The 25778-nt window shown below is 73.6% G+C and carries 24 protein-coding genes; 16 read left to right on the top strand and 8 right to left on the bottom strand.

All coding sequences use genetic code 11. The annotated features are described in order from the left end of the window. Window positions 1-67 precede the first annotated feature (67 nt). From DEJ23_RS02850 to DEJ23_RS02830, 5 genes are all read left to right on the top strand, one after another. Window positions 68-1810, top strand: a complete 1743-nt coding sequence (locus tag DEJ23_RS02850; protein WP_111238773.1) for a dihydroxyacetone kinase family protein — start codon at window positions 68-70, stop codon at window positions 1808-1810. Further along, entirely contained in the window at window positions 1807-2304 is a 498-nt protein-coding gene (locus DEJ23_RS02845; protein ID WP_111238772.1) for a ribose-5-phosphate isomerase, read from the top strand. The genes DEJ23_RS02850 and DEJ23_RS02845 overlap by 4 nt, the downstream gene beginning before the upstream one ends. A 92-nt stretch (window positions 2305-2396) precedes the next feature. Next, window positions 2397-3488 carry an outer membrane lipoprotein carrier protein LolA gene (locus DEJ23_RS02840; protein WP_111238771.1) on the top strand — a complete coding sequence of 364 codons (1092 nt, stop codon included), beginning with the start codon at window positions 2397-2399 and terminating at the stop codon, window positions 3486-3488. Beyond that, window positions 3485-4468: an ABC transporter ATP-binding protein gene (locus DEJ23_RS02835; RefSeq protein WP_111238770.1), complete on the top strand. Its 984-nt coding sequence runs from the start codon at window positions 3485-3487 to the stop codon at window positions 4466-4468. Before DEJ23_RS02840 ends, DEJ23_RS02835 begins: the two co-directional genes overlap by 4 nt. After that, entirely contained in the window at window positions 4455-5297 is an 843-nt protein-coding gene (locus tag DEJ23_RS02830; protein WP_111238769.1) for an ABC transporter permease, read from the top strand. The genes DEJ23_RS02835 and DEJ23_RS02830 overlap by 14 nt, the downstream gene beginning before the upstream one ends. A 73-nt stretch (window positions 5298-5370) precedes the next feature. Here the strand turns inward: DEJ23_RS02830 and DEJ23_RS02825 are convergent, their stop codons facing one another. Then, on the bottom strand, window positions 5371-6432 hold the full coding sequence (locus tag DEJ23_RS02825) for an NADP-dependent oxidoreductase (protein WP_111238768.1): 1062 nt from the start codon (window positions 6430-6432) through the stop codon (window positions 5371-5373). A gap of 204 nt (window positions 6433-6636) precedes the next feature. Then, window positions 6637-7557 carry a metallophosphoesterase gene (locus DEJ23_RS02820; protein ID WP_111239015.1) on the bottom strand — a complete coding sequence of 307 codons (921 nt, stop codon included), beginning with the start codon at window positions 7555-7557 and terminating at the stop codon, window positions 6637-6639. Window positions 7558-7616: 59 nt separating this feature from the next. Here DEJ23_RS02820 and DEJ23_RS02815 point away from each other — a divergent pair, with 59 nt between their 5' ends. From DEJ23_RS02815 to DEJ23_RS02800, 4 genes are all read left to right on the top strand, one after another. Beyond that, entirely contained in the window at window positions 7617-8627 is a 1011-nt protein-coding gene (locus DEJ23_RS02815) for a low specificity L-threonine aldolase (protein ID WP_111238767.1), read from the top strand. A gap of 118 nt (window positions 8628-8745) precedes the next feature. Next, window positions 8746-9891, top strand: a complete 1146-nt coding sequence (locus DEJ23_RS02810) for a glutamate--cysteine ligase (RefSeq protein ID WP_111238766.1) — start codon at window positions 8746-8748, stop codon at window positions 9889-9891. Further along, window positions 9888-11282 carry a M20/M25/M40 family metallo-hydrolase gene (locus tag DEJ23_RS02805; protein ID WP_220034174.1) on the top strand — a complete coding sequence of 465 codons (1395 nt, stop codon included), beginning with the start codon at window positions 9888-9890 and terminating at the stop codon, window positions 11280-11282. The genes DEJ23_RS02810 and DEJ23_RS02805 overlap by 4 nt, the downstream gene beginning before the upstream one ends. A gap of 133 nt (window positions 11283-11415) precedes the next feature. Further along, the gene (locus DEJ23_RS02800; protein WP_146240175.1) at window positions 11416-11604 is read left to right on the top strand and encodes a hypothetical protein; all 189 of its coding nucleotides are present in this window, start codon (window positions 11416-11418) and stop codon (window positions 11602-11604) included. A gap of 96 nt (window positions 11605-11700) precedes the next feature. Here the strand turns inward: DEJ23_RS02800 and DEJ23_RS02795 are convergent, their stop codons facing one another. The 3 genes from DEJ23_RS02795 to DEJ23_RS02785 form a co-directional block, all read right to left on the bottom strand. After that, the gene (locus tag DEJ23_RS02795) at window positions 11701-13116 is read right to left on the bottom strand and encodes a sugar MFS transporter (RefSeq protein WP_220034173.1); all 1416 of its coding nucleotides are present in this window, start codon (window positions 13114-13116) and stop codon (window positions 11701-11703) included. Window positions 13117-13263: 147 nt separating this feature from the next. Beyond that, complete coding sequence (locus DEJ23_RS02790; RefSeq protein WP_111238763.1) at window positions 13264-13698, bottom strand: hypothetical protein; 435 nt, start codon at window positions 13696-13698, stop codon at window positions 13264-13266. A gap of 128 nt (window positions 13699-13826) precedes the next feature. Continuing rightward, window positions 13827-15020 (bottom strand): ROK family protein, encoded by a 1194-nt coding sequence (locus tag DEJ23_RS02785; RefSeq protein WP_111238762.1) that lies wholly within the window; start codon window positions 15018-15020, stop codon window positions 13827-13829. 134 nt (window positions 15021-15154) lie between these two features. Here DEJ23_RS02785 and DEJ23_RS02780 point away from each other — a divergent pair, with 134 nt between their 5' ends. The 6 genes from DEJ23_RS02780 to DEJ23_RS02755 all read left to right on the top strand — a co-directional run bounded on the left by DEJ23_RS02780 (window position 15155) and on the right by DEJ23_RS02755 (window position 22447). Further along, entirely contained in the window at window positions 15155-16453 is a 1299-nt protein-coding gene (locus tag DEJ23_RS02780; RefSeq protein WP_111238761.1) for an ABC transporter substrate-binding protein, read from the top strand. A gap of 11 nt (window positions 16454-16464) precedes the next feature. After that, window positions 16465-17424, top strand: a complete 960-nt coding sequence (locus DEJ23_RS02775; RefSeq protein WP_111238760.1) for a carbohydrate ABC transporter permease — start codon at window positions 16465-16467, stop codon at window positions 17422-17424. Further along, complete coding sequence (locus tag DEJ23_RS02770; protein ID WP_181429084.1) at window positions 17424-18329, top strand: carbohydrate ABC transporter permease; 906 nt, start codon at window positions 17424-17426, stop codon at window positions 18327-18329. The genes DEJ23_RS02775 and DEJ23_RS02770 overlap by 1 nt, the downstream gene beginning before the upstream one ends. Before the next feature lie 32 nt (window positions 18330-18361). After that, window positions 18362-20032, top strand: coding sequence for a glycoside hydrolase family 13 protein (locus DEJ23_RS02765; protein WP_111238759.1), 1671 nt, complete (start codon window positions 18362-18364; stop codon window positions 20030-20032). A 220-nt stretch (window positions 20033-20252) separates the two neighbouring features. After that, window positions 20253-21224: an ABC transporter ATP-binding protein gene (locus DEJ23_RS02760; protein WP_111238758.1), complete on the top strand. Its 972-nt coding sequence runs from the start codon at window positions 20253-20255 to the stop codon at window positions 21222-21224. Beyond that, window positions 21221-22447 (top strand): ABC transporter permease, encoded by a 1227-nt coding sequence (locus DEJ23_RS02755; RefSeq protein WP_181429083.1) that lies wholly within the window; start codon window positions 21221-21223, stop codon window positions 22445-22447. The genes DEJ23_RS02760 and DEJ23_RS02755 overlap by 4 nt, the downstream gene beginning before the upstream one ends. Window positions 22448-22535: 88 nt before the next feature. Here the strand turns inward: DEJ23_RS02755 and DEJ23_RS02750 are convergent, their stop codons facing one another. Both DEJ23_RS02750 and pnuC read right to left on the bottom strand, forming a co-directional pair. After that, window positions 22536-23168 carry a hypothetical protein gene (locus DEJ23_RS02750; protein ID WP_146240173.1) on the bottom strand — a complete coding sequence of 211 codons (633 nt, stop codon included), beginning with the start codon at window positions 23166-23168 and terminating at the stop codon, window positions 22536-22538. Between the two features lie 73 nt (window positions 23169-23241). Next, complete coding sequence (pnuC, locus tag DEJ23_RS02745; RefSeq protein WP_111238756.1) at window positions 23242-23907, bottom strand: nicotinamide riboside transporter PnuC; 666 nt, start codon at window positions 23905-23907, stop codon at window positions 23242-23244. Window positions 23908-24124: 217 nt separating this feature from the next. On the opposite strand from pnuC, the gene DEJ23_RS02740 reads away from it, so the two are divergent. Further along, window positions 24125-24652 carry a hypothetical protein gene (locus tag DEJ23_RS02740; RefSeq protein ID WP_258375226.1) on the top strand — a complete coding sequence of 176 codons (528 nt, stop codon included), beginning with the start codon at window positions 24125-24127 and terminating at the stop codon, window positions 24650-24652. Here the strand turns inward: DEJ23_RS02740 and DEJ23_RS02735 are convergent. Further along, a complete protein-coding gene (locus tag DEJ23_RS02735) occupies window positions 24595-25545 on the bottom strand; it encodes an aminoglycoside phosphotransferase family protein (protein ID WP_111238755.1) in 951 nt (316 codons plus the stop codon). The two genes, DEJ23_RS02740 and DEJ23_RS02735, sit on opposite strands and share 58 nt — an antisense overlap. Window positions 25546-25778 lie beyond the last annotated feature (233 nt).

Genomic DNA, 25778 nt, shown 5'->3' with positions numbered 1-25778 from the left:
GCGCCCCGTGCGCCACGGTCCGCTCCCCTCGTCCCTCGCGCCTCGACCACGACAGGACAGCCCCACCATGACCACGATCCACGACGCCCCGGAGGACTTCGCCGAGGACCAGCTCGCCGGCTGGACCGCGCTCTACGCCGACCGGGTCCGTGCCGTCCACGGCGGCGTCGTCTCCCTGCCCACCGCCGGCGCCGACCCGCAGGTCGCCGTCGTCGTCGGCGGCGGTTCCGGCCACTACCCGGCCTTCTGCGGCCTCGTCGGCCCGGGCCTCGCGACCGGGGCCGTCGTCGGCAACGTCTTCACCTCGCCCTCGGCCGCGCAGGTCTGGTCCGTCGCGAAGGCCGCCGACCAGGGGCGCGGGGTCGTCCTGTCCTTCGGCAACTACGCCGGCGACCGGATGAACTTCGGGCTCGCGGCGGAGCGGCTCCGCGCCGAGGGCATCGAGACCCGCGTCGTCGCGGTCACCGACGACGTCGCCTCGGCCCGGTCCGCGGCCGATCGTCGCGGGATCGCGGGCGACCTCGCGGTGTTCAAGGCGCTGGGCGCCGCTGCCGCCGCCGGCGCGTCACTCGACGAGGTCGAGCGGGCCGGTCGACGCTGCAACGCCGCGACGCGCACGATCGGCGTCGCGTTCTCCGGCTGCACGATGCCCGGAGCCTCCGCCCCGCTGTTCCGCGTGCCGGAAGGGCACCTCGGGCTCGGGCTCGGCATCCACGGCGAACCGGGCATCCAGGACGTCCCGGTGCTGTCCGCGTCGGAGCTCGCCTCGCTGCTGGTCGACCGGCTCCTCGCGCACCGCCCGGACGGTGCCGGCACCCGGGTGGCGCCGGTCCTCAACGGGCTCGGCGACACCAAGTACGAGGAGCTCTTCCTGCTGTGGGGGCGGGTCCTGCCGCTCCTGACCGGCGCGGGGCTCCAGGTGGTCGAGCCGGAGGTCGGCGAACTCGTCACCAGCCTGGACATGGGCGGGTGCTCGCTCACGCTGCAGTGGCTCGACGACGAGCTCGAGCGGCTCTGGCGCGCGGACGCCTACACGCCTGCCTACCGCAAGGTGGCCGCGCCGGTGGCCGCGCTCGTGCCGGCTGCGGCGGTGGCCGAGGCGACGGCGGAGGCGACGGTCGTGCCGGCGGCGAGCGGTGCCTCCCGGTCGGCTGCCGCGACCGCGCGGGCCGCGATCGTCGCGGTGGACGAGCTCCTCCGCGACGCCGAGGAGACGCTCGGGCGCATCGACGCCGTCGCGGGCGACGGCGACCACGGGCGCGGCATGGTGAAGGGGGCGGGTGCGGCCCGGCGGGCCGTCGAGCACACCGACCGGGAGGCCGGGGTCGCCTTCGTCCTCGGCCGCGCCGGCGCCGCGTGGGCCGCGTGCGCGGGCGGCACCTCCGGTGTCCTGTGGGGTGCGGCCCTCGAGGCGTTCGGGAGCACGCTCGGTGACGACGCCGCGTGCATCGGCGCGGGCGAGGTCGTGGAGGCCGCCCAGGCGTTCGCCGACGCGATCGTGCACCTGGGCGGCGCGTCGCGAGGGGACAAGACGCTGCTCGACGCCCTGCTGCCCTTCGTCGACGCACTGCGTGACGAGGTGGCCGCCGGTACGGGACTGCCCGAGGCCTGGCGAGCGGCGGCAGCGGTCGCCGTGGACGCGGCCGCGGCGACCGCGGACCTCGCGCCACGGGTCGGCCGTGCCCGCCCGCTCGCCCAGAAGAGCCTCGGCACACCCGACGCCGGCGCGACGTCGATGGGGATGGTCCTCACACGCGTGGGCGAGGTGCTCGCCGTGCACACCGCACAGCAGGAAGGAGTGACGGCATGACGTTCCGTCTCGTGATCGGCTCGGACGACGCCGGGTTCGACTACAAGGAGGTGCTCAAGCGGGACCTCGAGGCCGACGACCGCGTGGTGCGCGTGGTCGACGTGGGTGTGGACGCCGACGGGCACACCGCCTACCCGCACGTCGCCGTCGAGGCCGCGCGGATGGTCGCCGACGGTCGAGCCGACCGGGCGGTGCTGGTCTGCGGCACCGGGCTCGGTGTGGCGATCAGCGCGAACAAGGTGCCGGGCATCCGTGCCGTCACCGCGCACGACTCGTTCTCGGTCGAGCGGTCGGTGCGGTCGAACGACGCCCAGGTGCTGTGCCTGGGGCAGCGGGTCGTCGGCGTCGAGCTCGCCCGCCGCCTGGTCCACGAGTGGCTCGGCTACGCGTTCGACCCCACCTCGGCGAGTGCCGACAAGGTCCGGGCGATCTGCGGGTACGACGGCTCGGCCCCGGTGGGCGCGGACACGACGGCCCGAGCCGCTGACGGCTGATCCCCAGCGCGCTGTCGGCTGCCCGACGTACGGTGCTCGCGACCCACCGCTCCACCGTTCCGCCGTTCCACCCAGCCTCCGAAGGGGAACCGATGAAGAAGTCAGCCTGGCTGCCCGCCGTCATCGCGCCGGTCGTCGTCGCCGGTGCCGTCGCCGCGCCGGTCATCGCGAACGCAGCGGCCGATCCGGTGGCGGGGAAGGACCCCACCGCGGCGGACGTCCTGGCGAGCATCGCCGCGTCGCGCGACGCGCAGTACTCGGGCACGCTGTCGCAGACGAGCGACCTCGGCCTGCCCGAGCTCCCCACCGGCAGCGGCGGATCGTCGCTCGAGGACGGTGCGTCCGACGTGCTCGGGCTCCTCACCGCCTCGCACACCGCCCGGGTCTACGTCGACGGACCGGACAAGCAGCGGTTCCAGCTGACGCAGCAGCTCGCCGAGCAGGACGTCGTCCGCAACGGGTCGGACGTCTGGACCTGGGACTCGGCGGAGCGCGAGGCGGTGCACGTGACGCTGCCCGACCGCGCCGGCACGCCGACCGCCGGCACGCCGACCGCCGGCTCGACGACGCCGGCCGAGGTGGCCGACCGCGCGGTGCAGGCGATCACGCCGGCCACCCGTGTGTCCGACCCCACCGCGGTCCGCGTCGCGGGCCAGGACGCGTGGCAGGTCACGCTCACGCCACGGTCCGACGACACGCTCGTCGGGAGCGTCCGGCTGGCGGTGGACCAGCAGACGGGTCTGCCGCTCCGGGTCACCGTGACGGCAGCCGGGCAGGACGACCCGGCGTTCCAGGTCGGGTTCACCGACCTCGACTACGGCGCCCCCGCCGCCCGCCTGTTCGACTTCACCCCGCCGTCGGGCGCCGAGGTCCGCACGGAGGACCTGTCCGACGAGCACCGGCAGGGCTCCCGCGGGCACGGCGACGACCGTCGCGGTACCGAGCCGACCGTGACCGGGTCCGGATGGGGCACCGTGGTCGAGCTGCCCACGGGCACGGCGGACCGCTCCGCGCTCGACGCCGACGCCGACGCCGACGCCTCCGGGCTCCTCGACCAGCTGACGAAGCCGGTCGACGGCGGCCGGGCCGTGCAGACCTCGCTCGTGTCGGTCTACCTGACGGACGACGGCCGGGTCCTGGCCGGCGCCGTGCCGGCGTCCGCCCTGGTCGCCGCGGCGAAGTGACCCCGGGAGCCGGGTCCGACCAGCACGGCGGACGCACGGCCGAGCGGGAGCTCGCGGTGCGCACCGAGGCACTCGTGAAGGTCTTCCGGAAGCAGCGCGCCGTCGACGGCGTCGACCTCGCGGTCCCCCGCGGCTCGGTCTTCGGGTTCCTCGGGCCGAACGGCTCCGGCAAGACCACGACGATCCGGATGCTCCTCGGGCTGTCGTCGGCGACGAGCGGCGCGATCGAGGTGCTCGGCCGCCCGGTGCCGGGTTCGCTGCGCGAGGTGCTCCCCCGCGTCGGCGCCCTCGTCGAGGGTCCCGCGTCCTACCCGTACCTCACCGGCCGCGCGAACCTGCTGCGCTTCGACGCCGCCGACCCGACCTCGGACCCACGCACACGGCGCGACCGGGTCGCCTCGGCACTCGAGCGCGTCGGCCTCACGCACGCGGCGGACAAGAAGGCGCACGCGTACTCGCTCGGCATGAAGCAGCGCCTGGGCCTCGCGAACGCCCTGCTCGCCCCACGGGACCTGCTCGTGCTCGACGAACCGACGAACGGGCTCGACCCGCAGGGCACGCGCGAGGTCCGGCACCTCATCCGTTCCCTCGCCGACGACGGCACCACGGTCTTCGTCTCGAGCCACCTGCTCGCGGAGATCGAGCAGGTCTGCACGCACGCCGCCGTGATGCGGAGCGGGCACCTGGTGGCGCAGGGGTCACTCGACGAGCTCCGCGCGACGGGCGGCCGCACCGTCACCGTCCGCACGCCGGACGTCGGGCAGGCCGCCGCGGTGCTGGTCCGGCTCGGGCTGACGCCCCGACGGGACGCCGGCGCGGACACGCTGGTCGCCGACCTGCCCGCCGACCTCCTGCCGGAGTCGATCACCGCCGAACTCGTCCGCGCCGACGTCCGTGTCCGTGGGGTCGCCGTCGGCGGGGGCACCCTCGAGGACCTGTTCGTCGCGCTCACCGGAGAGGGGTTCGATGTCGCAGCCTGACACCGCCCGGCGGTCATCCCGGCCGTTCGCCCTGCTCGGCTCCGAGCTCGCCCTGCTGTTCCGGCGCCGACGGACCTGGGCGATGCTCGGTGCCCTCGCACTGGTGCCGGTGCTCATCGCGATCGCGGTCCGGCTGACCACCGACGCCGACTCCGGCGGTCCGGCGTTCCTCGGCGACATCACGAACAACGGCCTGTTCGTCGCCTTCACCGCCCTCACCGTGTCGATCCCGTTGTTCCTCCCGCTCACCGTCGGCGTGGTCTCGGGCGACACCGTCGCGGGCGAGGCGTCGCACGGCACGATCCGCTACCTGCTGGTCGCGCCCACCGGGCGCGTGCGCTTCATCCTGGTGAAGTACGTCGGCGCGGTGGCGTTCTGCCTGGCGGCGACGCTCCTGGTCGTGCTCGTCGGCGCGGCGGTCGGCGCGCTGCTCTTCCCGATCGGGCCGGTCACACTGCTCTCGGGCACGCAGGTCGGCGGGTGGTCGTACGCCGGACGCGCGGTGCTGCTCGCGCTCTACGTGACGCTCTCGATGCTCGGCCTGTCCGCGATCGGGCTGTTCGCCTCGACGCTGACGACGGTGCCGGTCGGAGCGATGGCGGCGACGGTCGTGCTCGCCGGGGTGTCGCAGGTGCTCGACCAGCTGCCGCAGCTCGACTGGTTGCACCCGTTCCTGTTCTCGCACCTGTGGCTCGGGTTCGGCGACCTGCTCCGCGACCCGATCTCGTTCGACTCCTTCGGGTCGAACACGCTGCTGCAGCTCGGCTACGTGGTCGTCTTCGGCGCGCTGGCGTACGGCCGGTTCGCCACGAAGGACGTCCTGAGCTGACGCCAGCGGGACCGCGAACGGGTCGGGCCCGGCGTCCCACCGGACACCGGGCCCGACCCGTCGGCAGAGCTGCTCAGGCCTCCGGGCTCGCCGTTCCGCCGGCCATCGTCTCCGTGTCGGCGCCGCGCTCGTCGGCGTACCGGTCGCGGAGGTCCCGGGCCTTCTCCGAGCGGTACCAGTCCAACCGCGCTCCGGTCTCGACGGTCTGCATGCCGATGACGACCTTGCCACGCGAGCGCATCTCCGCCAGGTCCTCGTACGCGTCGACGATGTACTCGAACGGGTAGAACCCCGAGATGAGCACCTGGACACGGCGGTCCTGTACGGCCCCGGCGAGCAGGGTGAGCAGCTCGCGGGCCTCCTCGTCCTCGGCCGGCGCGCGGAGGAAGCGGATCTCGACGTCACGTCGCTGCTCGGAGGACACGAAGCGCCCCTCGGGCACGCCGAGGCGGGCCGCGAGACCCTTCGCCGCGTCGTCGCCGTGGTTGTCGATGAAGGCGGTGATCGGGCGGCCGCCGGCGACCTGACGGATGCGGTCCTCCTCCCCGTTGCCGTACGCGACGGGCAGGGTGCCGATCTGCCGCAGGTAGTCGTGGTTGCGCGGGCTGCCGAGCGCGATGACCGTCGCGCCGGCGTCGTGGGCGAGCTGGCACTCGATGTGCCCGACACCGCCGGCCGCCGCTGTGATGACGACGGTGTCCTCCGGGCCGAGGCGCAGGTCGCGCACCATCGTCACGGCGGTGGCGCCAGCGAGGTACAGGCCGCCCGCGACCTCCCACCCGACGTGCTCGGGCTTCTTGACCACGGCACCGCGGGGTACGCGGACCCAGGTTGCGTGCGCGCCACCCTCGGGCGCGTGCCCCATGACCTCGTCGCCCACCTTCAGGTCGCGGACCTCGGCGCCACGCGCCCGCACGATGCCGGCGAAGTCGACGCCCTGGTGGGCGGGGAACTCGAGCTCGACGTGGTCGCGCAGCCGCCCCTCGCGGAGGAACCGCTCGACGTGGTTGAGGCCGGCGGCGACGACCTCGACGACGATGTCGCCGGGTCCGGGCTCGGGACGTTCCTGCGGGACGAGGTCGACGACGTCGAACCCGCCGTACCGGTCGTACTGCACTGCACTACCGATGCGCATGGGGGACTCCTTCCGTGGGCATGGCTCCGGTGTACTCGCGACGCCGGAGCGGTGTCCGTGAGCGAGGGGTACCGGGCCGCGGACCGTCGGACGGGAGGCGCGGGTCGGGACGGCGACGCGCCTCCCGTCCGACGGTGGTGCGGACGCCAGGCGCGGGTCGGGCCGCGCCGCACCTCCGGACCGCGCGTGGTGCGCCGGGCGCGCTCAGCGCGCGGCGGGTCCGGCCTGCTGCGCGATGCGCGCGACCGTGTCGGCGTCGAGCGAGAACGCGAGTGCGTCGCGGTCCGGATCCGTGACGCGCACCGGGGTCGACCAGACGGAGCCGTCGGCGGCCACGTCGACGACGAGCGCTCCGTGGGCGACGTGGGCGGACTCCTCGTCGTACGGGCCGACGACGTCGGTGTCGTTCGCGACTCCCGGGGCGACGAGCACCGGGACACCCGCGAGCGAGCCGGCCGCGTGGTGGTGCTGGTGACCAGCGAGCACGACGCGCACGTCGGACCCGTCGAGGAGGCCGGCGAGGTCCTCGGGGTCCTGCAGGCGCAGCGCCTCGTGCAGCAGGGTCGGCGAGGGCAGCGGCGGGTGGTGCAGGACGACCACGGTGCCGTGCGGGACGGGCTCCTCGGCGAGCGCGGAGCGCAGCCGCTCGAGCGCGGTCCCGCTGAGCTCGCCGTACCCGGCTCCCGGCACGCTCGTGTCGACGGTCACGACGCGGAAGCCCGCGACGGTGGTCTGCCCCGAGACCGGGACGGTCGGTGGCAGGTACTCCATGGTGTGCGCGAGCGGGCTGCCGCCCTCGCCGAGGACGTGCCCGTTGGCGAGCACCTGGCGGAACCCCTCGCGCAGGTCGTGGTTGCCGGGGACCAGCACGAGCGCTGCACCGTGCCGCTCTGCCCAGGCGCCGATCCGCTCGCGAGCGGTGCGGTAGGACTCCGCACTGCCGTCCTCGGACACGTCGCCCGAGACGACGACGAGCCCGACCCCGGGCACACCGTCGACGTGCCCCAGGACCGCGTCGAGCGCCGTGGTCGTGTCGACCGACCCCTGGTGCAGGGCGCCGTCGCCGGTCAGGTGTGTGTCGGACAGGTGCAGGATGCGGAGGGATCCGGGTGCGGGCGGCTGCATGGGCATCACGGTAGCGACGTGCGTCGTCGCCGGTCTGTGCAGCGCGTTAGCGTTGCCTGGTGACCGACGCCCCGATCGACCTGCGCTCCGACACCGTCACCCGCCCCACGCCCGCGATGCGCCGGGCGATGGCCGAGGCCGAGGTCGGTGACGACGTCTTCGGGGAGGACCCGGAGACGAACGCCCTCGAGCAGGAGGTGGCGGACCTGCTCGGGCACGAGGCGGGCCTGTTCACCCCGACCGGCTCGCTCGCGAACCAGCTCGGTCTCCGGTTGCACGTCGCCCCGGGCGAGGAGCTGCTGGCCGACGTGCGCGCCCACGTCGTCCGTGCGGAGCTCGGCGCCGCCGCGGTCTTCTCGGGCATCACGACGCGGACGTGGCCGTCAGAGCGCGGACGGCTCGTGGCCGCGGCGGTCGCCGAGGTCGCCGAGCCGAACGCGGGTGCCTACAGCGTGTCGACGACGGCGATCGCGATCGAGAACACGCACAACTTCGGCGGCGGCACCGTCCAGCCCGTCGACGAGGTCCGCGCCGTGCAGGCCTTCGCGCGGGAGCACGGGATCGCGGTGCACCTCGACGGCGCCCGGCTCTGGAACGCCCACGTCGCGTCGGGCACCCCGCTCCGCGAGCTCGCCGAGGGCTACGACACGGTGTCCGTCTGCCTGTCGAAGGGCCTCGGCGCTCCCGTGGGCTCGGTGCTCGTCGGGTCGCGGCAGCACGTCGACGCGGCGCGGATCTGGCGGAAGCGCTACGGCGGCGGCATGCGGCAGACGGGCTTCCTGGCCGCAGCGGGACGCCACGCGCTCCGGTACCACGTCGACCGACTCGCCGAGGACCACGCGAACGCCCGGGTGCTCGCCGCGGCGCTCGACGTCGACCCGGCCACGGTCGACACGAACATCGTCTTCGCCGAGGTCGCCGACCCGCCCGGCTTCGTGACCGCGGCCGCGCGACAAGGCGTCCGGGTGATGCAGCTCGGCCCGCGCAGCGTCCGGCTCGTGACCCACCTGGACGTCAGCGCCGAGGACGCCGCCCGCGCCGCCGAGGTGCTCGGGGCGCTCCCCCGCTGAACCGCCCCGCGGCCGACGACGAGGTCCGCGCACGCCGTCCCCGCGCAAGGCGGATGCCCGATCCGCGTGAAGTGGCACCCTGTGCGCCGAACAACGCCGGACGGACTCAACTGGACCCATGAGGACCGTGGGCGTCGAGGAAGAACTGCTCCTGATCGACGGGCGGACCGGTGCGCCGGTCCCCGTGGCGGGGCGTCTGCTCGCCCGTGCTGCAACGGCCGGTGACGCCGGGCCGCTGACCGGGGAGCTGCACCGCGAGATGCTCGAGGTCATCACCCGCCCGCACCGGTCCCTCACCGCGCTCGGCGAGGAGGTGACCGCGAACCGGACGCTGGCGGACCGTCTGGCACGGGGGTTCGGGGCCCGTGCCGCCGCGCTCGCGACGTCACCGACGGCGGCGGTCCCGCACCCGACCGACGACCCGCGCTACCGGGCGATGATCGAGCGGTACGGCAGCCTGCCGCGCCGCGTCCTCTCGTGCGGACTGCACGTGCACGTCGCCGTCTCGTCACCGGAGGAGGGCGTCGCCGTCCTCGACCGCATCCGCACGTGGACGCCCGTCCTGCTCGCGATGACGGCCAACTCGCCGTTGCACGACGGGGTCGACACGGGCCACGCGAGCTGGCGCTCGGTGTCGTGGAGCCAGTGGCCGTCCTCCGGACCGATGGAGCTCTACGGTTCGGCGGCGCGGTACCGGAGCGTGGTCGACGCACTGCTCGGCACCGGGACGCTGCTCGACCCGGGCATGCTCTACTTCGACGCCCGGCTGTCGCACCGGCACCCCACGATCGAGATCCGGGTCGCCGACGTCCCCCTCGACGCCGGGACCACCGCCACCGTCGCGGGGCTCGCGCGGGCGCTGGTCGACACGGCGGCCGAGGAGTGGCGCAACGGCGGCACGGCACCGCAGGCCTCGGTCTGCGCGCTGCGCCTGGCCAACTGGTGCGCGGCGCTCGGCGGGCTGGGCGGGACGCTCGTCGACCCGACCACCGGTACACCGGCACCGGCCGCCGAGGTCGTCGCGATGCTGCTCGCCAAGGTCCTGCCCGCCCTCGTGGCGAACGGGGACGACCAGCTCGTCGAACGCGGGACCGCGGACCTGTTCCGGTTCGGGACGGGTGCGGCCCGCCAACGCGCGTTCCACGCGGCCACCGCCGACGTTGCCGCCGTCGCCCTCGCGGCGAGCGACGTGACGATCGGCGCGACGACCGGCGTGACGACCGACGTGACGACCGGCACGACCGCCCCGACGGTGGGCGCGTGAGCACCGACGACGGCGAGCGGATCCGGCGCTTCCTCGAGCACCACCGCGACGAGGTCGTCGACCAGCTGGCGGAGTGGGTCGAGATCCCGTCGGTGGCTTCGCAACCCGACCGACAGCCCGACGTCGAACGGTCCGCCCGGTGGCTCGCCGGCGCGATGCGGGAGGTCGGACTGGAGACGGCGATCCTGCGCGCGGGCCCGGCGCCCGCGGTGTTCGGCTGCACGGAGACGGACCCGTCGCGCCCGACGGTCCTGGTCTACAGCCACCACGACGTCCGGCACGCGAAGCCCGAGGAGTGGGCGGAGACCGAGCCGTTCCGACCGGTGCGGCGCGACGGGCGCCTGTACGGCCGCGGTGCGTCCGACGCGAAGGGCCAGGTCGTCGCGCACCTGTGGGGGCTCCGCGCACACCTCGAGCGACGTGGCGACGCGGGTCCGGCCGTCAACCTCAAGTACCTCGTCGAGGGTGAGGAGGAACTCGGGTCGGCGCACCTCGCGGCGCTCCTGGACGCCGAGCGCGACCGGCTGGCGTGCGACGTGGTCGTGTTCTCCGACACCCTGCAGTGGAAGGTCGGCGATCCAGCCGTCGTGACCTCGATGCGCGGGATCACGGGTGCGACCCTCACCGTCACCGGACCTGCCCGCGACGTGCACAGCGGTGCCGTCTCCGGTTCGGCCCCCAACCCTGCGCACGCCCTCGTCGCGGTGCTCGCCGCGATGCACGACCCGGACGGACGGATCGTCGTGCCGGGCTTCCTCGACGACGTCGACGAGATCACCCACGAGCGTCGGCAGCAGCTGGCGGACCTGCGGTTCGACAGCGACGTGTGGACGGACCGCACCGAGACCCGGAGCATCGTCGGCGAGCCGGGCCACACCGTCGAGGAACGGCTCTGGGCCCGCCCGACGATCGAGGTGTTGACGCTCCTGGCCGGCGACCCCACGGGGTTCCCCCGAGCCGTCGTCCCCCGTGAGGCGACGGCGACGATCAGCATCCGGACGGTCCCGCACCAGCGAGTGGCGACCATCGCCGAGCAGCTGCGCTCGTTCGTCACCGACCGGCTGCCGGACGGCTTCACCCACGAGCTGTCGATCCCGGAGGAGACGGGGCAGGACCCGTACGTCACACCGGACGGTCCGGCGCTCGACGCGCTCGTCCGGGCCCTGGAGGCGGGACACGGGCGCCGGCCGGCCGGTCGCATGGGGAACGCGGGCGGTGGACCCGCCGAGCTGCTCGGCCGGGTCTTCGACGCGCCGGTCCTGTTCATCGGCACCGGCCTCCCCGAGGACCACTGGCACGCGAGTGACGAGAGCGTCGACGTCCACACGCTGCTGGACGGCGCCGCGTCCATCGCGCACCTGTGGGACGAGCTCCCGTCGTCGTCCTCCTGACGGCTCCGGCGGTGGTGATGACCTCCGGCGTCCCGGGGAGGATCGTCACCGGATCGAGACGACGGGCAGACTGGCTGTACCAGACGTGCGAGGACACGGGTGGGAGCCTCCCCGCGCCTCCGAGGACGTGACCGTGACGATCACCCCGGCAACGACGGACCGCAGCGTGCTGCTCGGCCGACCGACACCCGAGGGCCCGTCGCTCACGGTCACCGGTCGCTTCGCCCTGCCTGCGGACCTGCCACGGGGCGATGCGGTGCTCGGCGTGCACTCGCACGACGGCGACGGCTCGGGTGCGGACGTTCCCGTGGTGATCCGCTGAGACCCACCGCACGGACGCTGGCCGACACGGTGGCCGGGGTGCCGACAGGACCGGTCACGGACCCGGCGGGCACGTCACCGGTCGCCCCACGGTGTGTCACCTCGGTGGACGGTCTGACCGACGCCGCCGGGGGCCTCCTCGCGATCCTCCCGGGACGCGCACGTCGCCCGTCGTCGGATGCGTGCCCACCGTCGGGGTCGGGTGCGTGGAGGTCGCAGCGAGGCCGGGCCGCGTCGCACGGACCCGTCGGCGGGCGCTCCAGCGGCGGAGCGACGACGCGGCGAGCCGGGAGACGTGGTCGCTCCGACGCTCGGGGTCGGCGGCCGACGGATGCGGAGCAGTCGACACGGGGAGCGGAGCGACCGACACCGACGACCCCGGCCGGAGGACCGCCACGGCCACGAGGAGCGCGGCGAGGAGCAGCACGACGCTGAGCACGGGGATCACGCCGTGTCCGGTCGACTGCGAGAGCAGTCCGACCCCTGCCGGGCCGAGGAGGAACCCGGCGTACCCGGCGGCCGTCACCGCGGGGACGACCCGCGGCGACGCGGCACCGCGCGCGGCGGCCTCGGACACCAGGAGCGGGAAGGCGACGCCGGTCCCCGCACCCCAGAGCGCGACGGCGACGGGCAGTGCCGCCCCGTCGACCACGACGAGGACCAGCCCGGAGCCGCCGACCAGCAGCGCAGCGCGGAGCAGGACGAGCCGGGGCCACCGCCTGCCGGCGAGGTGCACGACGAGGCGGCTGACCAGCACCGCAGCGGTGAAGGCGAGGTAGACCAGGGCGGGCGACGGGCCGACGGGGCCGGCGGTCCGGTCAGCTGCGAGGACCGGCACCCACGTGTCGCCGATGCCCTCGACGGCCGCTGCGAGCGCGAGCACCACCCCGAGGGGCACCACCGCGTGCCACGCGGACCGACGGCCCACCGGCACACCGGCCCCCCGGGCGGTCGGCGTCGGCTCGCTGCGGCTACCGTCCGCGCGCCCCTCCGCCACCCGCAGCGCCACCAGCCCGGTGAGTGCCGAGGCCACGCACAACCCGAGCGGCACGGCACCGACCGACGGCGTGCCCTCGCCGGCGAGCAGCCCGAGCACGGCCCCCGTGACGAGCCCGGCGCTGTACCCGGCGTGCAGCACGGGCAGGAGCACCCGCCCGGTCCGCTGCTCGACGGAACCGCCGAGGACGTTCGCCGCGACGTCCGCGGTCCCGATGCCGAGTCCCAGGACCGCGAGCGCCGTGGTGAGCACGGGGAGGGAGCGGGTGGCCGGCACCGCCTGCAGCAGGACGGCTCCGACGACGATCGCGACGGCTGCGAACGAGAGCACCCGCGGGGCGAGGACGCGTCGCAGGGCGCACGAGCCGACGGCGAGTCCCGCGCAGCACGAAGCGCTCAGCGCCGCGGTGAGCAGTCCGGTGTCACCGTCGGACAGCGCGAGCACCGCGCGGAACCAGGGCAGCTGCACCGCCCACGATGCCTGCGCGACACCACACGCCACGAAGACGGCGGACACCCCGAGCACCCCTGACCGATCCCGGCGACGCACGAACCCTTCCCCTCCTGAACGCGGCGGAACACGTGAGGCCTGACATTCTAGTCGATCGGCAGACCGGGCGGGAACCGCGGACGGTGCCGGTCGTCTCGACCTGCCGGTCGGACGTCAGCCGCACATCCACTCGGGGCCGAACGCGGCGTGCACGCGGCGGAGCCCCTCGGCCGTGCCCCACTCCCGGACCTCGGAGCAGCCGGAGCCGGACTCGGCCGCGACGATGCCGTACCGGCCGACACCGACGTAGGAGCGCACGACACCCGAGGCAGAGACCTGCGCCCCCGTGCCGATCGTCTCGGCCGGGAGCTGCACCTGCTCACCTCCCGGGAAGACGAGCGCCTGCCCGGCAGGCTCGCACTCCGCAGGGACGTCCGTCGCGAGCGCGGCCACGGGCACCGGGTCCGGGGACCCGCACGGCGGGAGCGCCACGGCGTCGCTGCCGGTCAGTGTGAGGTACCCCTGCTGGGGTCCGACGGCGACACATCCGGTGAGCAGGACCGCGAGGACGCCGAGGAGCGCGGGAGCAAGGAGGGGACGGAGCGCCACGGAGCCAGTCTGGAGCCGCGGCCCCGGTCGCGCCCGGACGAGCGCAGGACCGGAACCGGATCGTGACCGTCGACGTGTGCGACGGCCGCGGCGGGCGGCACGCGTTCGAGGTGGGTCCGCGCCACCGTTCAGGCGGTGACGACACCCTGGGCCGCGGGCAGCGGGAACGCCAGCGGGTCGGCGTGCACGGTGTCGAGGGCGCGGGCGACGGCACCGAGCACGACGACGTCTCCACCGAGGCGCGACGCCACGACCTCGGGCGTCGGGTCGTACTCCCACGCGGCCAGGTGTTCGCGGGCGCGGTCGATCACGGGCTCGGCCGCGTCGGCGATCGCCCCGGCCACGACGACCCGGTCGATGTCGAGCAGGCTCGCGAGCAGGACGCAGACACGGGCGAGCCGGTCGCCGAGCCGGTCGACGACCTCGAGTGCGACCGGATCCCGCAGCGCGGCAGCGGCGAACACCTCGGCCGCTCCGGGTTCCTCGTCCCCGCCGAGCAGTGACCCGTCGTCCACCAGCCCCTCGGCCCGTGCAGCACGCACGAGGGTCCGCGCCGTCCGCCCGATGCCGTCGGACGAGGACACCCCGTCGACGAGGTCGAGCACGCGGAGCTCCCCCGCGCCACCGCGGGCACCGCGGAGCAGCGCGCCGTCGACGACGAGCCCGGCTCCGAAGCGCTCGCCGGAGAGCAGTGCGGCGAAGGACGCATCGCCCGACGAGGGTCGCTCCGCCAGGGCGGCGGCGTTCGCGTCGTTCTCCACCACGACGACGCCGTGCGGCACGACGCCCGCGAAGCCGGGGTTCATGCTGTTCCAGAACCCGCCGTCGTCGGGTGACGCGCCCGTCGCGTCGACGGGGGCGGGGATGCCGACGACCGTGACGAGCACCCGGACGGGCTCGACGCCGGCCGCGGCGAGCGCCGACGCGACGGTGTCCTCGGTGACCGCGAGCCGCACGGGCACCTCGAGCCCGGACTCGCCGAGGGCGCCCTCGGTCCGGGCGAGCACCGCACCCCGCAGGTCGGCGACGAGCGCCGTGACCCGGTGCTGCCCGGCGTCGACGCCGACGACGACCCCGGCGTCCGCGTCGAGCTCGTAGCGTCTGGCCGGCCGACCCTTCCGGTACTCCCCCGCAGCCCGGGCGTCGTCGAGGTCACGCAGCCACCCCAGTCGGACGAGCTCCGTGCACGCGGCCAGGACGGTCGACCGGGTGAGGCCGGTGGCGTCGATCGCCTCGGACGCGGTGAAGGCCGCGGCGTCGAACGCGTAGGCCAGGACCGTCTCGGCGCTGGTCACGCGGGTCGTCTCACGGCGCTGTGGCATGCGCCGACCCTACCGTGGGACCAGTTGCTTGCGTGATTAGATTTTCTGGGTAGATTTAGTCCCGCGAGCCGACACCGACGTCGGCACGAGGACCGGAACGGCAGGGACGCCGGGTCCGGACGGACGGAGACGACGTGCAAGCACACGCCACCACCAGGGGCACGGCCGGGGTCACCCGCCGCGGGTTCCTGCTCGGTGCGGGCGGCATCGGGGCGGGCCTGGCACTCGCCGGGTGCGCTCCGCTCGGAGGATCGAGCAGCCGACCCGAGACCATCACCTTCTACGTGTCGAAGCCCGAGGTCATCGGGTACTTCGACGACGTCATCGCGAGGTTCCACGACAGCCAGTCGACGATCCGGGTCGTCCGGGACTCGACGTCGAGCATGTCCGCGAACTTCGTCCGGAACCGACCACCGGACCTCGGGTGCTGGAACTACAACTTCTCGGTCGCACCGTTCGTCGAGCACGGCGCCCTCACCGACCTGTCGGACCTCCCGCAGGCCGCGACGATCAACCCGGACCTGTGGCCGCTCCTCGAGCAGACCGCGGACTACCCGGGCCGGAGGAGCGCACTGCCCTACTCGGTGACCGCGGCGTCGGTCATCTACGACAAGCGCCGCTTCGCCGAGCAGGGACTCGACGTCCCGACGACCTGGAGCGAGTTCGCGGACGTCTGCGAGCGACTGGTGCGAGCCGGGATCGCCCCGATCTACGGCACGTTCAAGGACAACTGGACCATCGCCCAGGGCATGTTCGACTACTCGATCGGGGGCATGGTGGACGTCCCGTCCACCTTCGCCGCGCTGCAGCGGGCCGGGACCTCGGTCGGCACGGGCTCGGCGCCGTCGTTCACGAAGGCGTTCGCCGCGCCGATGGAGCGCATGACCCAGCTCCTGGAGTGGCACCAGGCGGGCGCGGCGAGCCGGGGGTACGGCGACGGGAACACGGCGTTCGCGAAGGGGCAGGCGGCCATGTACCTGCAGGGGCCGTGGGCGCTCGGCGAGATCGCGAAGACGAACCCCGACATGGACCTCGGGACGTTCCCGCTCCCCGTCACCGACGACCCGGCGGACCGCAAGGTGCGCGTCAACGTCGACCTGGCGCTGTGGATCCCGGAGGCGTCCCGCAAGCAGGAGGCCGCGCGCGAGTTCCTGTCGTTCCTCATGAGCCCCGCCGTCAACGACCGGTACAACGCGGACAACAACGGGTTCGGCGTCCGGCGGGACGCTCCCCCGGCGTCGAACCCAGCCCTCGCCGGCATGCAGTCGTACTACGACGACGCCGCCTTCTTCCTCGGCGCTTCACAGCTCATCCCCGCCGAGATCCCCGTCGCGAACTACGCACAGTCGATCGCCTTCGGTGGCGACCCGCAGCGACAGCTCCGCACCCTCGACGCCGACTGGGCGCGTCTCGCGCTCCGCTCGGCCGCGTAAGGAGACCACGCATGGCCACCACGACCACCGAGTCGATCACGACGGCGGACCGGCGCCGACGGGGCGGAGCCGCACCGCGCCTCCAGACCGGACGGAACGGCGCACGAGCGCGCCGCAGGCCGGTCGACCCGCTGTTCCTCGTGTTCCTCGTCCCCACGCTCGTGCTCTTCACGCTCGCCATCACGCTCCCGGCGGTGATGGGCATCGTGCTGAGCTTCACGAACTCCGTCGGGTTCGGCGAGTTCCGGTTCACCGGTCTGACGAACTACGTCGCCGTGTTCTCCGACCCCGCGATCCTGCAGGCGTACCTGTTCACCATCGGGTTCTCGCTCGTGACCGTGCTCGTCGTGAACGCGATCGCGTTCCTGCTGGCGATCGCGTTGACGTCGAAGATCCGCGGCAAGATCGCACTCCGCGCGGTGTTCGTGCTGCCGATGGTCATCTCCGGCATCGTCATCGCGTACGTGTTCTCGTTCCTCTTCGCGAACAGCCTGCCGGCGCTCGCGTCCGCGGTCGGGTTCGCCCCGCTCGAACAGAGCATCCTGGCGGACCCGGACCTGGCGTGGGTCGCCATCGTCATCGTGACGGCCTGGCAGGCGATCCCGTCGACGCTCCTCATCTACATCGCGGGCGTCCTGTCGATCCCCGGCGAGGTGTACGAGGCCGCAGCCCTCGACGGTGCCAGCTCGTGGCGGCAGCTGGTCTCGATCACGGCACCCCTCACCGCGGGGTACATCCTCATCAACCTGGTCATCGGGTTCAAGAACTTCCTGAACTCGTACGACATCATCGTCGGCCTGACCGACGGCGGCCCCGGTACCTCGACCACCAGCGTGGCGATGTCGATCTTCAAGGGCTTCAACGGCGGCGACTACGCCTACCAGATGGCGAACGCGACGATCTTCTTCGTGATCGCCGTCGTGATCGCCGTGATCCAGCTGCGGGCGACCCGCGGGAAGGCAGCGCTCTGATGTCCCTGCAAGCACCCTTGCGCCCCGGCACCACCGCCACGGGCACGATCCGTTCGGTGGACGCCGACCGCACCGCCGGGCGGCGCGGCGAGCGGTTCAACTGGCCCGTCACGATCGTCCTGGTCCTCTGCGCCCTGTCCGTCCTCGTCCCGCTCTACGTCACCGTCACGATGGCGTTCAAGACGACGTCGCAGGCGGTGGACGGCAACGCGTTCTCGCTCCCCGCTCCGTTCAGCGTCGACGGGTTCGTGCAGGCGTGGGAACTCACGGACTTCCCGCGGGCGTTCGGGGTCTCGGTGTTCATCGCGGCGATCACGGTCGCCGGCACGATCCTGCTCGCGTCGTTCACCGCGTACGCCATCGCTCGGAACTGGGACCGCCGGCTCTTCCGCTGGTCGTTCTTCTACCTGCTCGCGGCGATGTTCCTGCCGTTCCCGGTGCTCGCGCTGTCGCAGGTGAAGCTCACCGGACTGGCGCACCTCGACAACCCGGTCGGCGTCGCGATCCTGCACGTCATGTTCCAGCTGTCGTTCAGCGTGCTGCTCTTCACCGCGTTCCTGCGGTCGATCCCGGCGGAGCTGGAGGAGAGTGCACGCATCGACGGCGCGAGTACGGGGCAGGTGTTCTGGCGACTGGTGTTCCCGCTCCTCGCGCCGATGAGCGCCACCGTCGGCATCTTCGCGTTCCTCGCGTCGTGGAACGACTTCGTGATGCCGTCGCTGATCACCTCGGACCCGGCACTGCAGACCCTGCCGGTGCTGCAGCAGATGTTCCAGACGCAGTTCAGCAACAACTACAACGTGTCGTTCGCCTCGTACCTCATGGCGATGGCCCCGGCGATCCTCGTCTACCTCGTCACCCAGCGATGGGTGATGGCCGGCGTGACGCAGGGCGCGATCAAGTGACGACACCGACCACCGAGAGGACCCCCACCACCATGACCGACGTGCTCGACCCGGCCGTCCAGCCCGCAGCCACCCCGGAAGCCGACACCTGGTGGCGCCAGGCGAGCGTCTACCAGGTCTACCCCCGCTCCTTCGCCGACGCGGACGGCGACGGCATCGGCGACCTCCGCGGGGTGACCTCGCGCGTGCCGTACCTGGCCTCGCTCGGCATCGAGGCCGTGTGGCTCAGCCCCTTCTACCCGTCCGCCCTCGCCGACGGCGGCTACGACGTCGACGACTACCGCGACGTCGACCCGCGACTCGGCACGCTCGCCGACTTCGACGAGATGGTCGAGGCACTGCACGGCGCCGGCATCCGGGTCATCGTCGACATCGTGCCGAACCACACCAGCGACCGTCACGAGTGGTTCCGCGAAGCCCTGGCGTCGCCGGCGGGCAGCCCGGCCCGCGCCCGCTACGTGTTCCGCGACGGCACGGGGCCCGACCAGAGCGAGCCGCCGGCCGACTGGGTGTCGATCTTCGGCGGCCCGGCCTGGACGGCCGTGGGCGACGGTCAGTGGTACCTGCACAACTTCGCCAAGGAGCAGCCCGACCTGGACTGGGCGAACCGCGAGGTCCGCGACGACTTCCTGCACACGCTGCGCTTCTGGTCGGACCGCGGGGTCGACGGCTTCCGCATCGACGTCGCGCACGGCCTGGCGAAGGACCTGCCCGCGGGCGAGCTGCCCACCTGGGCCGAGGTGCTCGCGAGCCCGAAGGACGGGCAGCACATCCTCTGGGACCGCGACGACGTGCACGAGATCTACGCCGAGTGGCGGCAGGTCTTCGACGAGTACACGCCGGCTCGCACCGCAGTGGCCGAGGCGTGGGTCGCCGCCGACCGTCGTGCCCGTTACGCCAGCGCCGAGGGCCTCGGCCAGGCGTTCAACTTCGACCTGCTCGAGGCCGACTTCGACGCGCAACAGTTCCGGACGATCATCGAGTTCAACCTCGGGCTCGCGGAGCAGTCCGGCTCGTCGACGACGTGGGTGTTCTCGAACCACGACGTCGTCCGGCACGCCACCCGCTACGCACTGCCCGCGCGGAACGGCGCCGAGCAGAAGCAGGGCGCCGCGTGGCTGCTCGCCGGCGGTTCGCAGGACGAGCTCGACCGGGCCCTCGGACTCCGTCGGGCGCAGGCGGCGACGCTCCTCGAGCTCGCGCTGCCCGGCTCCGCGTACCTGTACCAGGGCGAGGAGCTCGGCCTGCACGAGGTCGGCGACATCCCCGACGCTGACCGGCAGGACCCGGCGTTCTTCCGGAACCCGGGCGTCGACGTCGGTCGCGACGGTTGCCGCGTGCCGATCCCGTGGACGAGGACCGGCGAGAGCTTCGGGTTCGGCCCGGGCGGCTCGCACCTGCCGCAGCCGGCCTGGTTCGCGGAGTCGTCGGTCGAGGCCGAGGACGCCGACCCGGACTCGACGCTGGGCCTGTACCGGAAGGCGCTGGGCCTGCGCGGTCAGCTGCAGACTGAGGAGCACCTCGAGTGGCTCGAGACCGGTCGTGACGACGTGCTCGCGTTCCGTCGGCCGAACGGCTGGACGAGCGTGACGGTGTTCGGCGACGAGCCGTACGCACTCCCCGCCGGCGAGCTGCTGCTCGCCTCCGCGCCGGTGGCAGACGGCGCGCTGTCGGGTGTGGGGACCGCCTGGTTGCGTTCCTGACGCGACCGGGTGACGGACGGGAGGCACGGTGCGGGCGGCACCGTGCCTCCCGTCCGTCGGGTCCCATCGCTTGCCTGCCGGAACCGGGCACCCCTGGCGAGAACGGGCGTACCCGGTCGAACCGTTCGACCAGGTACGCCCGTTCTCACTTCCCACGGCACGTGCGCTGGGAAGGAACGGGCGGGCGGAACTCGCCGAGGCCGCCGGTAGGGTCGGCTGCATGAGTGGCGCCAGCATCAGCGTGCGGGACTTCGTCATGCGCTTCGGCGACCGCGACGTCGTCGACGGCCTGTCGTTCGACGTGGCGCCCGGCGAGACGTTCGGGCTGCTCGGCAGCAACGGCTCCGGCAAGACGACCACCATCCGCGCCCTGCTCGGCATCACGACCCCGACCGCCGGCACCCTGTACGTCGACGGCGCGCCGTACGGCCCGGCGACCGGCGGCATCGGGTACCTGCCCGAGGAGCGAGGCCTGTACCGCAAGGAGTCCGTCATCGACGTGATGACCTACTTCGGGACGCTCCGCGGACTCCGTCGCCCCGAGGCGACCGCGTGGAGCACCGGGTACCTCGAGCGTGTGGGGCTCGCCGACCGTGCGAAGCTCCGTGTCGACAAGCTCTCCGGTGGCCAGCAGCAGAAGGTGCAGCTCGGCATCACGATGATGGACCGGCCGCGACTGCTCATCCTCGACGAACCGACCAAGGGCCTCGACCCGGTGAACCGTCGGCTGCTCCTCGACCTGGTCGACGAGCGGAAGGCCGACGGTGCGACCGTCGTGCTCGTCACCCACCACATGGACGAGGTCGAACGGCTCTGCGACCGGATCCTCCTGCTCAAGGACGGCCGCTCCGCCGCGTACGGGAGCATCCCGGACGTGCAGGACACGTTCGGCGGTGCGGTCGCCCGCGTGCAGCTCGACGGCGGTGTCCCGCGGTCCGACCTGTACCGCCTCGCCCGGCACGAGGGGCACGTCGCCCACCTGGTGCCGACACCGGCGGCCGCCGCGGACGGCGCGGACATCCTGGCGTCGCTCGTGTCCGCCGGCGTGCACGTCACCGGCTTCGAGATGCGGCGCATCCCCCTCGACGAGATCTTCGTGCAGGTCTACGGCCACGACGCGGGCGCCGACGACACGGTGGGCGTCCCTCGCGCCGACGTCGGATCCGGCGCACGGACCGGGGCGGCCGCGTGAGCCGCCTCGGGACGGTCGTCCGCTTCGAGTTCGTCCGCGCCGTCAAGAAGCCCGCGTTCTGGATCGGTACCCTCGCGCTGCCGATCGTGGTGGTCCTCGTCTCGGTGCTCGTCGGCATCGGGCAGGCCGCCGGCTCCGAGTCGGTGTCGTCGAGCGCGTCGGCCGCGAAGACCCCGTTCCGCTACGTCGACCACTCCGGTCTGGTGTCCGCATCGGTGGCGGCGAAGTGGGGCGGCTCCCCCTCGGAGGACCCCGCCGGCGACCGCGCCGCGGTCCGCTCCGGAACGCTCGATTTGTTCGTCGAGTACCCGGCGAGACCGTCGAGCGAGCCGATCCGACTCGACGCCGCCGACCGCGGGCTGTTCGAGAACGGCGGGTACTCGTCGCTCGCCGAACGGGTGCTCGAGCGGAGCGTCGCGGCCTCGGTCGGCGACGACGAGGCGGTCGCACTCCTCCGGTCGCCGCCGTCCACCGACCTCACGACCTACGACGAGGGACGCGTGGCGCCGGGCTGGCTGTCGATCGTGCCGCCCCTGCTCTTCGTCGCGGCGTTCTTCGGCATCGTGGTCCTGCTCGCGACGCGCATGGTGACCGTGATCGTCGAGGAGAAGGAGAACCGGATCTCCGAGATGATCCTGACCGCCGTGACCGCCGGTGACCTCATCCGCGGCAAGGTGCTCGCGATGCTGCTCGTCGGGCTGGTGCAGGTCGGCGTGGTCGCCGTGCCCGGGCTCGCGGTCGCCCTGCTGGCGCTGCCGCTGGTGGCGCCGAGGCTCGGCGGACTGTCGGTCGACCCGTGGCGCATGGTCGTCGGGGCGCTCCTGCTGGTCGGCGGGGTGCTGCTCGCGTGCGGGCTGTTCGTCGTGGTCGGAGCGGCGGTCCCGTCGATCAAGGACGCCTCGACGCTGCAGTCCGCCGCGATCTTCGCGCTGATCATCCCGCTCTACGCGGCGTTCTTCGTGATGACGACCCCGTCGTCCCCGGTTGCGGCGTTCTTCACGTACTTCCCGACGTTCACGCCGATCTCCGCCATGGTGCGGAACGCCGTCGGGTCCCTGTCCGTCACCGAGTCGGTGGTCTGCATCGTCGAGGTGTTCGCCGCCGCGGCGGTGCTGCTCTGGTTCGCCGAGTACCTGTTCCGGCACTCGGTCGCCCAGTACGGGTCGAAGGTCACGCTGCGGCAGGTCGCCGCCTGGCGTCGGGGCCGCCCCCGCGAGCGCTGAGCAGGACCGTCGAGCGCCTCCAGCGCCGAGCGCCTCGAGCGCCTCCAGCGCCGGGCGGGCGCCCGGCAGGCACCGCGCGGCGTGACGGTCAGCTCCGGACGAGCGCCGCGTCGAGGTCCCAGGACACCGGCTCCGGCGTGCGCCAGCCCTGGCGCAGCGTCCGCACGGCACGGTCGTACTCGACCAGGACGTCGAGGTACGGCCGCACGAGCATCTGCACCTGCAGACCCTCGTACACCGCGAGCAGCTGGGTGGCTGCCTGGTACGCGGGGATGCCGATCTGCTCGGCCCCGGCGTCGACGTCGCGCTGCAGCCCGCGGGTGAGCTCCTCGACGTACTCCTCGAAGCGCTTCCGGAAGAACTCCGCGAAGTCCCGCTCCGACGCCGCGATCGTCACCGCACCGGCGAGGACCCGGACGAGCCCCGGGTCGGCGACGTCCTCGGCCAGCGTCATGCGGACGTGGTCGACGGTGCACCTGGGGACGGTCGCCCGGCGGGTACCGCGCAGCTGCGCCCACCGGTCGTACGTCACCAGGAGCAGCGCGTCCCAGGTCGGGAACAGCCGTTCGACGACCTCCGGCGCGAGCCCGCACGTCTCGGCGACGACGACGGCGTCGACGTCGTGGTACGGGTGCAGGCGGTACGCCCGGATCGCCCCGCGGACGATGCGCTCGGCCAGCGACGCGTCGTCCTCGACGGGCGCGCCGTGCATGTCTGCCATCACGACAGTCCACATGACGAGCGCTCGCATGTCTTCACCCCGTGCGGGGGGCACGCGACATCGGTCGTCCAGGTCAGCCGACGGTCACCGGCGCCGCGGACGGCTTCCGGCCCTGCTGCATCCACACGAAGAAGCCGGTCAGGGTGAACGCCCCGTAGAAGACGTACATCAGGCCGGAGGCGTAGTACCCGGCCGAGAACAGCAGCGGCACGCCGACCAGGTCGACCGCGACCCAGACCAGCCAGAACTCGACCCAGCCCTTCGCCATGCCGTAGGTCGCCAGGACCGAACCGACGAAGATCCACGCGTCGCTCCACACCGGCTCGTACGACCCGAGCGCACGGAACAGCGGGGTCAGGACGGCGGTGCCGCCCACCAGCGCGAGCACCAGCAGGCCCCGCGTCGACCAGGAGGCCCACCTCGGCTCGACCACGGTCGTCGCGTCGTCCGCGCGGTGCGTCCAGCGGTACCAGCCGTAGACGCTCACCAGGATGAACATGACCTGCCGACCCGCCTGTCCGAGCAGGTTCACGGGGTTCGGGGTGTCGAAGAGCGCACCCATGAAGACGGTGAAGAGCAGGACGTTGCCGAGGATGCCGACGGGCCACGCCCAGACCCTGCGGCGCATCCCGCCCAGGGCGCTGAGCAACCCGAACACGTTGCCGATCACCTCGCGCCAGAGCACGGTCTGGTCGCCGATGACGAGCTGCGCGTCGAACAGCCACCGCACGATGCCCATGGGTCTCCTCCTCGTTCCGTGACCGTGCAACCGGCGGGGGTGCGTGCTCATTCCAGTGGCTGCGTGGCCCCGCTCGGCCCGGCACTGCGGACGCGTGGAGCGGTCCCGTGGACACGTCCGCGGCCCGGCGAACGCGGAGGCGTCCGCGGTGGCGGGCCCCGCCCTGCGTCCCCTCGCGCCGCGCGGTCTACGCTCGGGGGTCGTGGAGGACGAGGGCGTGGCGGACGCAGTGCACCGGACCCGGGAGCTGCTCGACGCGGCCACCACCCGGCTCCGCACCGCGGGGGTGCGCGACGAGGCGCTCGGCGAGTACGTCGAGCCCCGGGCAGTGCTCGGCATCCGGCGCGAGCCGACCATCCGGTCCCTCGGCCGGGTGTGGCGCGTCGGTGCCCTGCTGCTCGGGTCGTCACCGGAGACGGCGGGGCGGGCGTGGGCGACCGGGCGGATCACGCGCGTCACGGACCCCGGTCGGCAGCAGTTCGTGTCCGTGTCCGCGGAGGTCCGCCGCGCGTACCGGGCGGCCGCGGCGAAGGGGCACTTCGACCGGGGCGACACGGTGAACCACGGCGCGGTCGCGATCCCCCTCGACGACTCGCTCGTCGGAGCCGACGGCGTCCTCGCCGTGGTGGACGACGAACCCGTCGTCCGGTGGTCCCCCGCCGCCGGTGCGGCCGTGCCGCTCGACGACTACCTGCGTGATCGCGTCGCGCTGCTCGTCGATCCGCCGCGGGGTGCGACCGACTGAGCCCCGGGCGCGTCGGTGATCGCGGCGGTGACGGCCGCGCGGGCCACGGCGTCCTGACCGTCCTCGACCCTGCCCCGGCTGACCGACCAGAGCGCCGACTCCACCAGGCGTGCCGTGCACCACGCTGCGATCCGCTCCGGCGGCTCCCCCGTCGACCCGGCGAGCAGTGTAATCCGCTCCCGCACCGTGTGCTGGGGGTCGGCCGCCCGGAACGGGTCGTCGACCTGCACGACGAGCGGGCAGAGGTCGTACGCCGGGTCCCCGACCATGGGCTTCGGATCGATGACCAGCCACGGCTCGCGACTCGCAGCGAGCACGTTGCCCGGGTTCGCGTCGCCGTGCACGATCGCCGAGCGCCCGGCCCCGCCCGGCAGCGTGCGCAGCAGGTCGACCCCGTGGCGGACGAGCCCCGGGTCGAACGGTGGAGCGAGGTCCCGCATCCGGGACTCGACGAGCGTCGCCCACTCCGCGGTGACGTCGGCGACGGACTCGAACGGTGCGTCGTCGGGAACGCCGGCCGCCCAGAGCCGGGTGAGCAGGCCCGCGGCGGTCTGCAGACGCTCGGCCGCGGGCAGGTCGTCGCGCTCGGCGAGCGGGGTGCCGGGGTCGCACCGCTCGAGCAGCAGCACGAAGGGGTCGTCCGGGTCCACGGCGAGCAGGCGCGCCGCTCCGCAGCCGTCCCAGCAGGCCAGCGCGGCGGCCTCGTGCTCGGCCTCGCGGTGCGGGAGGGACAGCTTCAGCACGGCGTCAGCGCCGTCGGGCGTCCGGACGGGGAGGACGTGCGAGACGCTGCCGCCGGGGAACGGCGCGCCGGGCAGCAGGTCCCAGCGTTCGACCGCGCGCCGGACCAGCCCCGGGACGGACACCCGCCAGTCCTGCTCGGTCGGCCACATGCGGCGAGCGTACCCACCGCCGGACCGGCGGCCGCGGGGTGCCGGCGATCCGGGCCTCCCGTCCGGCCTGGCCGCGTCCGCGCCACGCACGGCTCCGCTCCGCCTCACCCTGCGGTCGCACGACACGCCGCCCGCGGTCGCCGAGGTCGCACGACACGCCGCCCCTCGCAGAGTCGAGCGGCGAGTCGTGCGACCAGAACCAGGCGGCGGGGCGGGACGGCAGGACGGCGGGG

It is taken from the genome of Curtobacterium sp. MCSS17_008, from assembly GCF_003234185.1.
In the GTDB taxonomy this organism is placed as follows: domain Bacteria; phylum Actinomycetota; class Actinomycetes; order Actinomycetales; family Microbacteriaceae; genus Curtobacterium.
This window is presented reverse-complemented; position numbering and strand designations above follow the sequence as displayed.

Bases quoted from the DNA above. Each gene is read 5' to 3' on its own strand.
- DEJ23_RS02850 (WP_111238773.1), top strand. From the start codon at position 68: ATGACCACGATCCACGACGCCCCGGAGGACTTCGCCGAGGACCAGCTC.
- DEJ23_RS02820 (WP_111239015.1), bottom strand. From the start codon at position 7,557: ATGCAGCCGCCCGCACCCGGATCCCTCCGCATCCTGCACCTGTCCGAC.
- DEJ23_RS02770 (WP_181429084.1), top strand. From the start codon at position 17,424: ATGTCCCTGCAAGCACCCTTGCGCCCCGGCACCACCGCCACGGGCACG.
- pnuC (WP_111238756.1), bottom strand. From the start codon at position 23,907: ATGGGCATCGTGCGGTGGCTGTTCGACGCGCAGCTCGTCATCGGCGAC.
- DEJ23_RS02775 (WP_111238760.1), top strand. From the start codon at position 16,465: ATGGCCACCACGACCACCGAGTCGATCACGACGGCGGACCGGCGCCGA.
- DEJ23_RS02825 (WP_111238768.1), bottom strand. From the start codon at position 6,432: ATGCGCATCGGTAGTGCAGTGCAGTACGACCGGTACGGCGGGTTCGAC.
- DEJ23_RS02760 (WP_111238758.1), top strand. From the start codon at position 20,253: ATGAGTGGCGCCAGCATCAGCGTGCGGGACTTCGTCATGCGCTTCGGC.
- DEJ23_RS02750 (WP_146240173.1), bottom strand. From the start codon at position 23,168: ATGGCAGACATGCACGGCGCGCCCGTCGAGGACGACGCGTCGCTGGCC.
- DEJ23_RS02845 (WP_111238772.1), top strand. From the start codon at position 1,807: ATGACGTTCCGTCTCGTGATCGGCTCGGACGACGCCGGGTTCGACTAC.
- DEJ23_RS02765 (WP_111238759.1), top strand. From the start codon at position 18,362: ATGACCGACGTGCTCGACCCGGCCGTCCAGCCCGCAGCCACCCCGGAA.
- DEJ23_RS02735 (WP_111238755.1), bottom strand. From the start codon at position 25,545: ATGTGGCCGACCGAGCAGGACTGGCGGGTGTCCGTCCCGGGGCTGGTC.
- DEJ23_RS02840 (WP_111238771.1), top strand. From the start codon at position 2,397: ATGAAGAAGTCAGCCTGGCTGCCCGCCGTCATCGCGCCGGTCGTCGTC.
- DEJ23_RS02785 (WP_111238762.1), bottom strand. From the start codon at position 15,020: ATGCCACAGCGCCGTGAGACGACCCGCGTGACCAGCGCCGAGACGGTC.
- DEJ23_RS02830 (WP_111238769.1), top strand. From the start codon at position 4,455: ATGTCGCAGCCTGACACCGCCCGGCGGTCATCCCGGCCGTTCGCCCTG.
- DEJ23_RS02810 (WP_111238766.1), top strand. From the start codon at position 8,746: ATGAGGACCGTGGGCGTCGAGGAAGAACTGCTCCTGATCGACGGGCGG.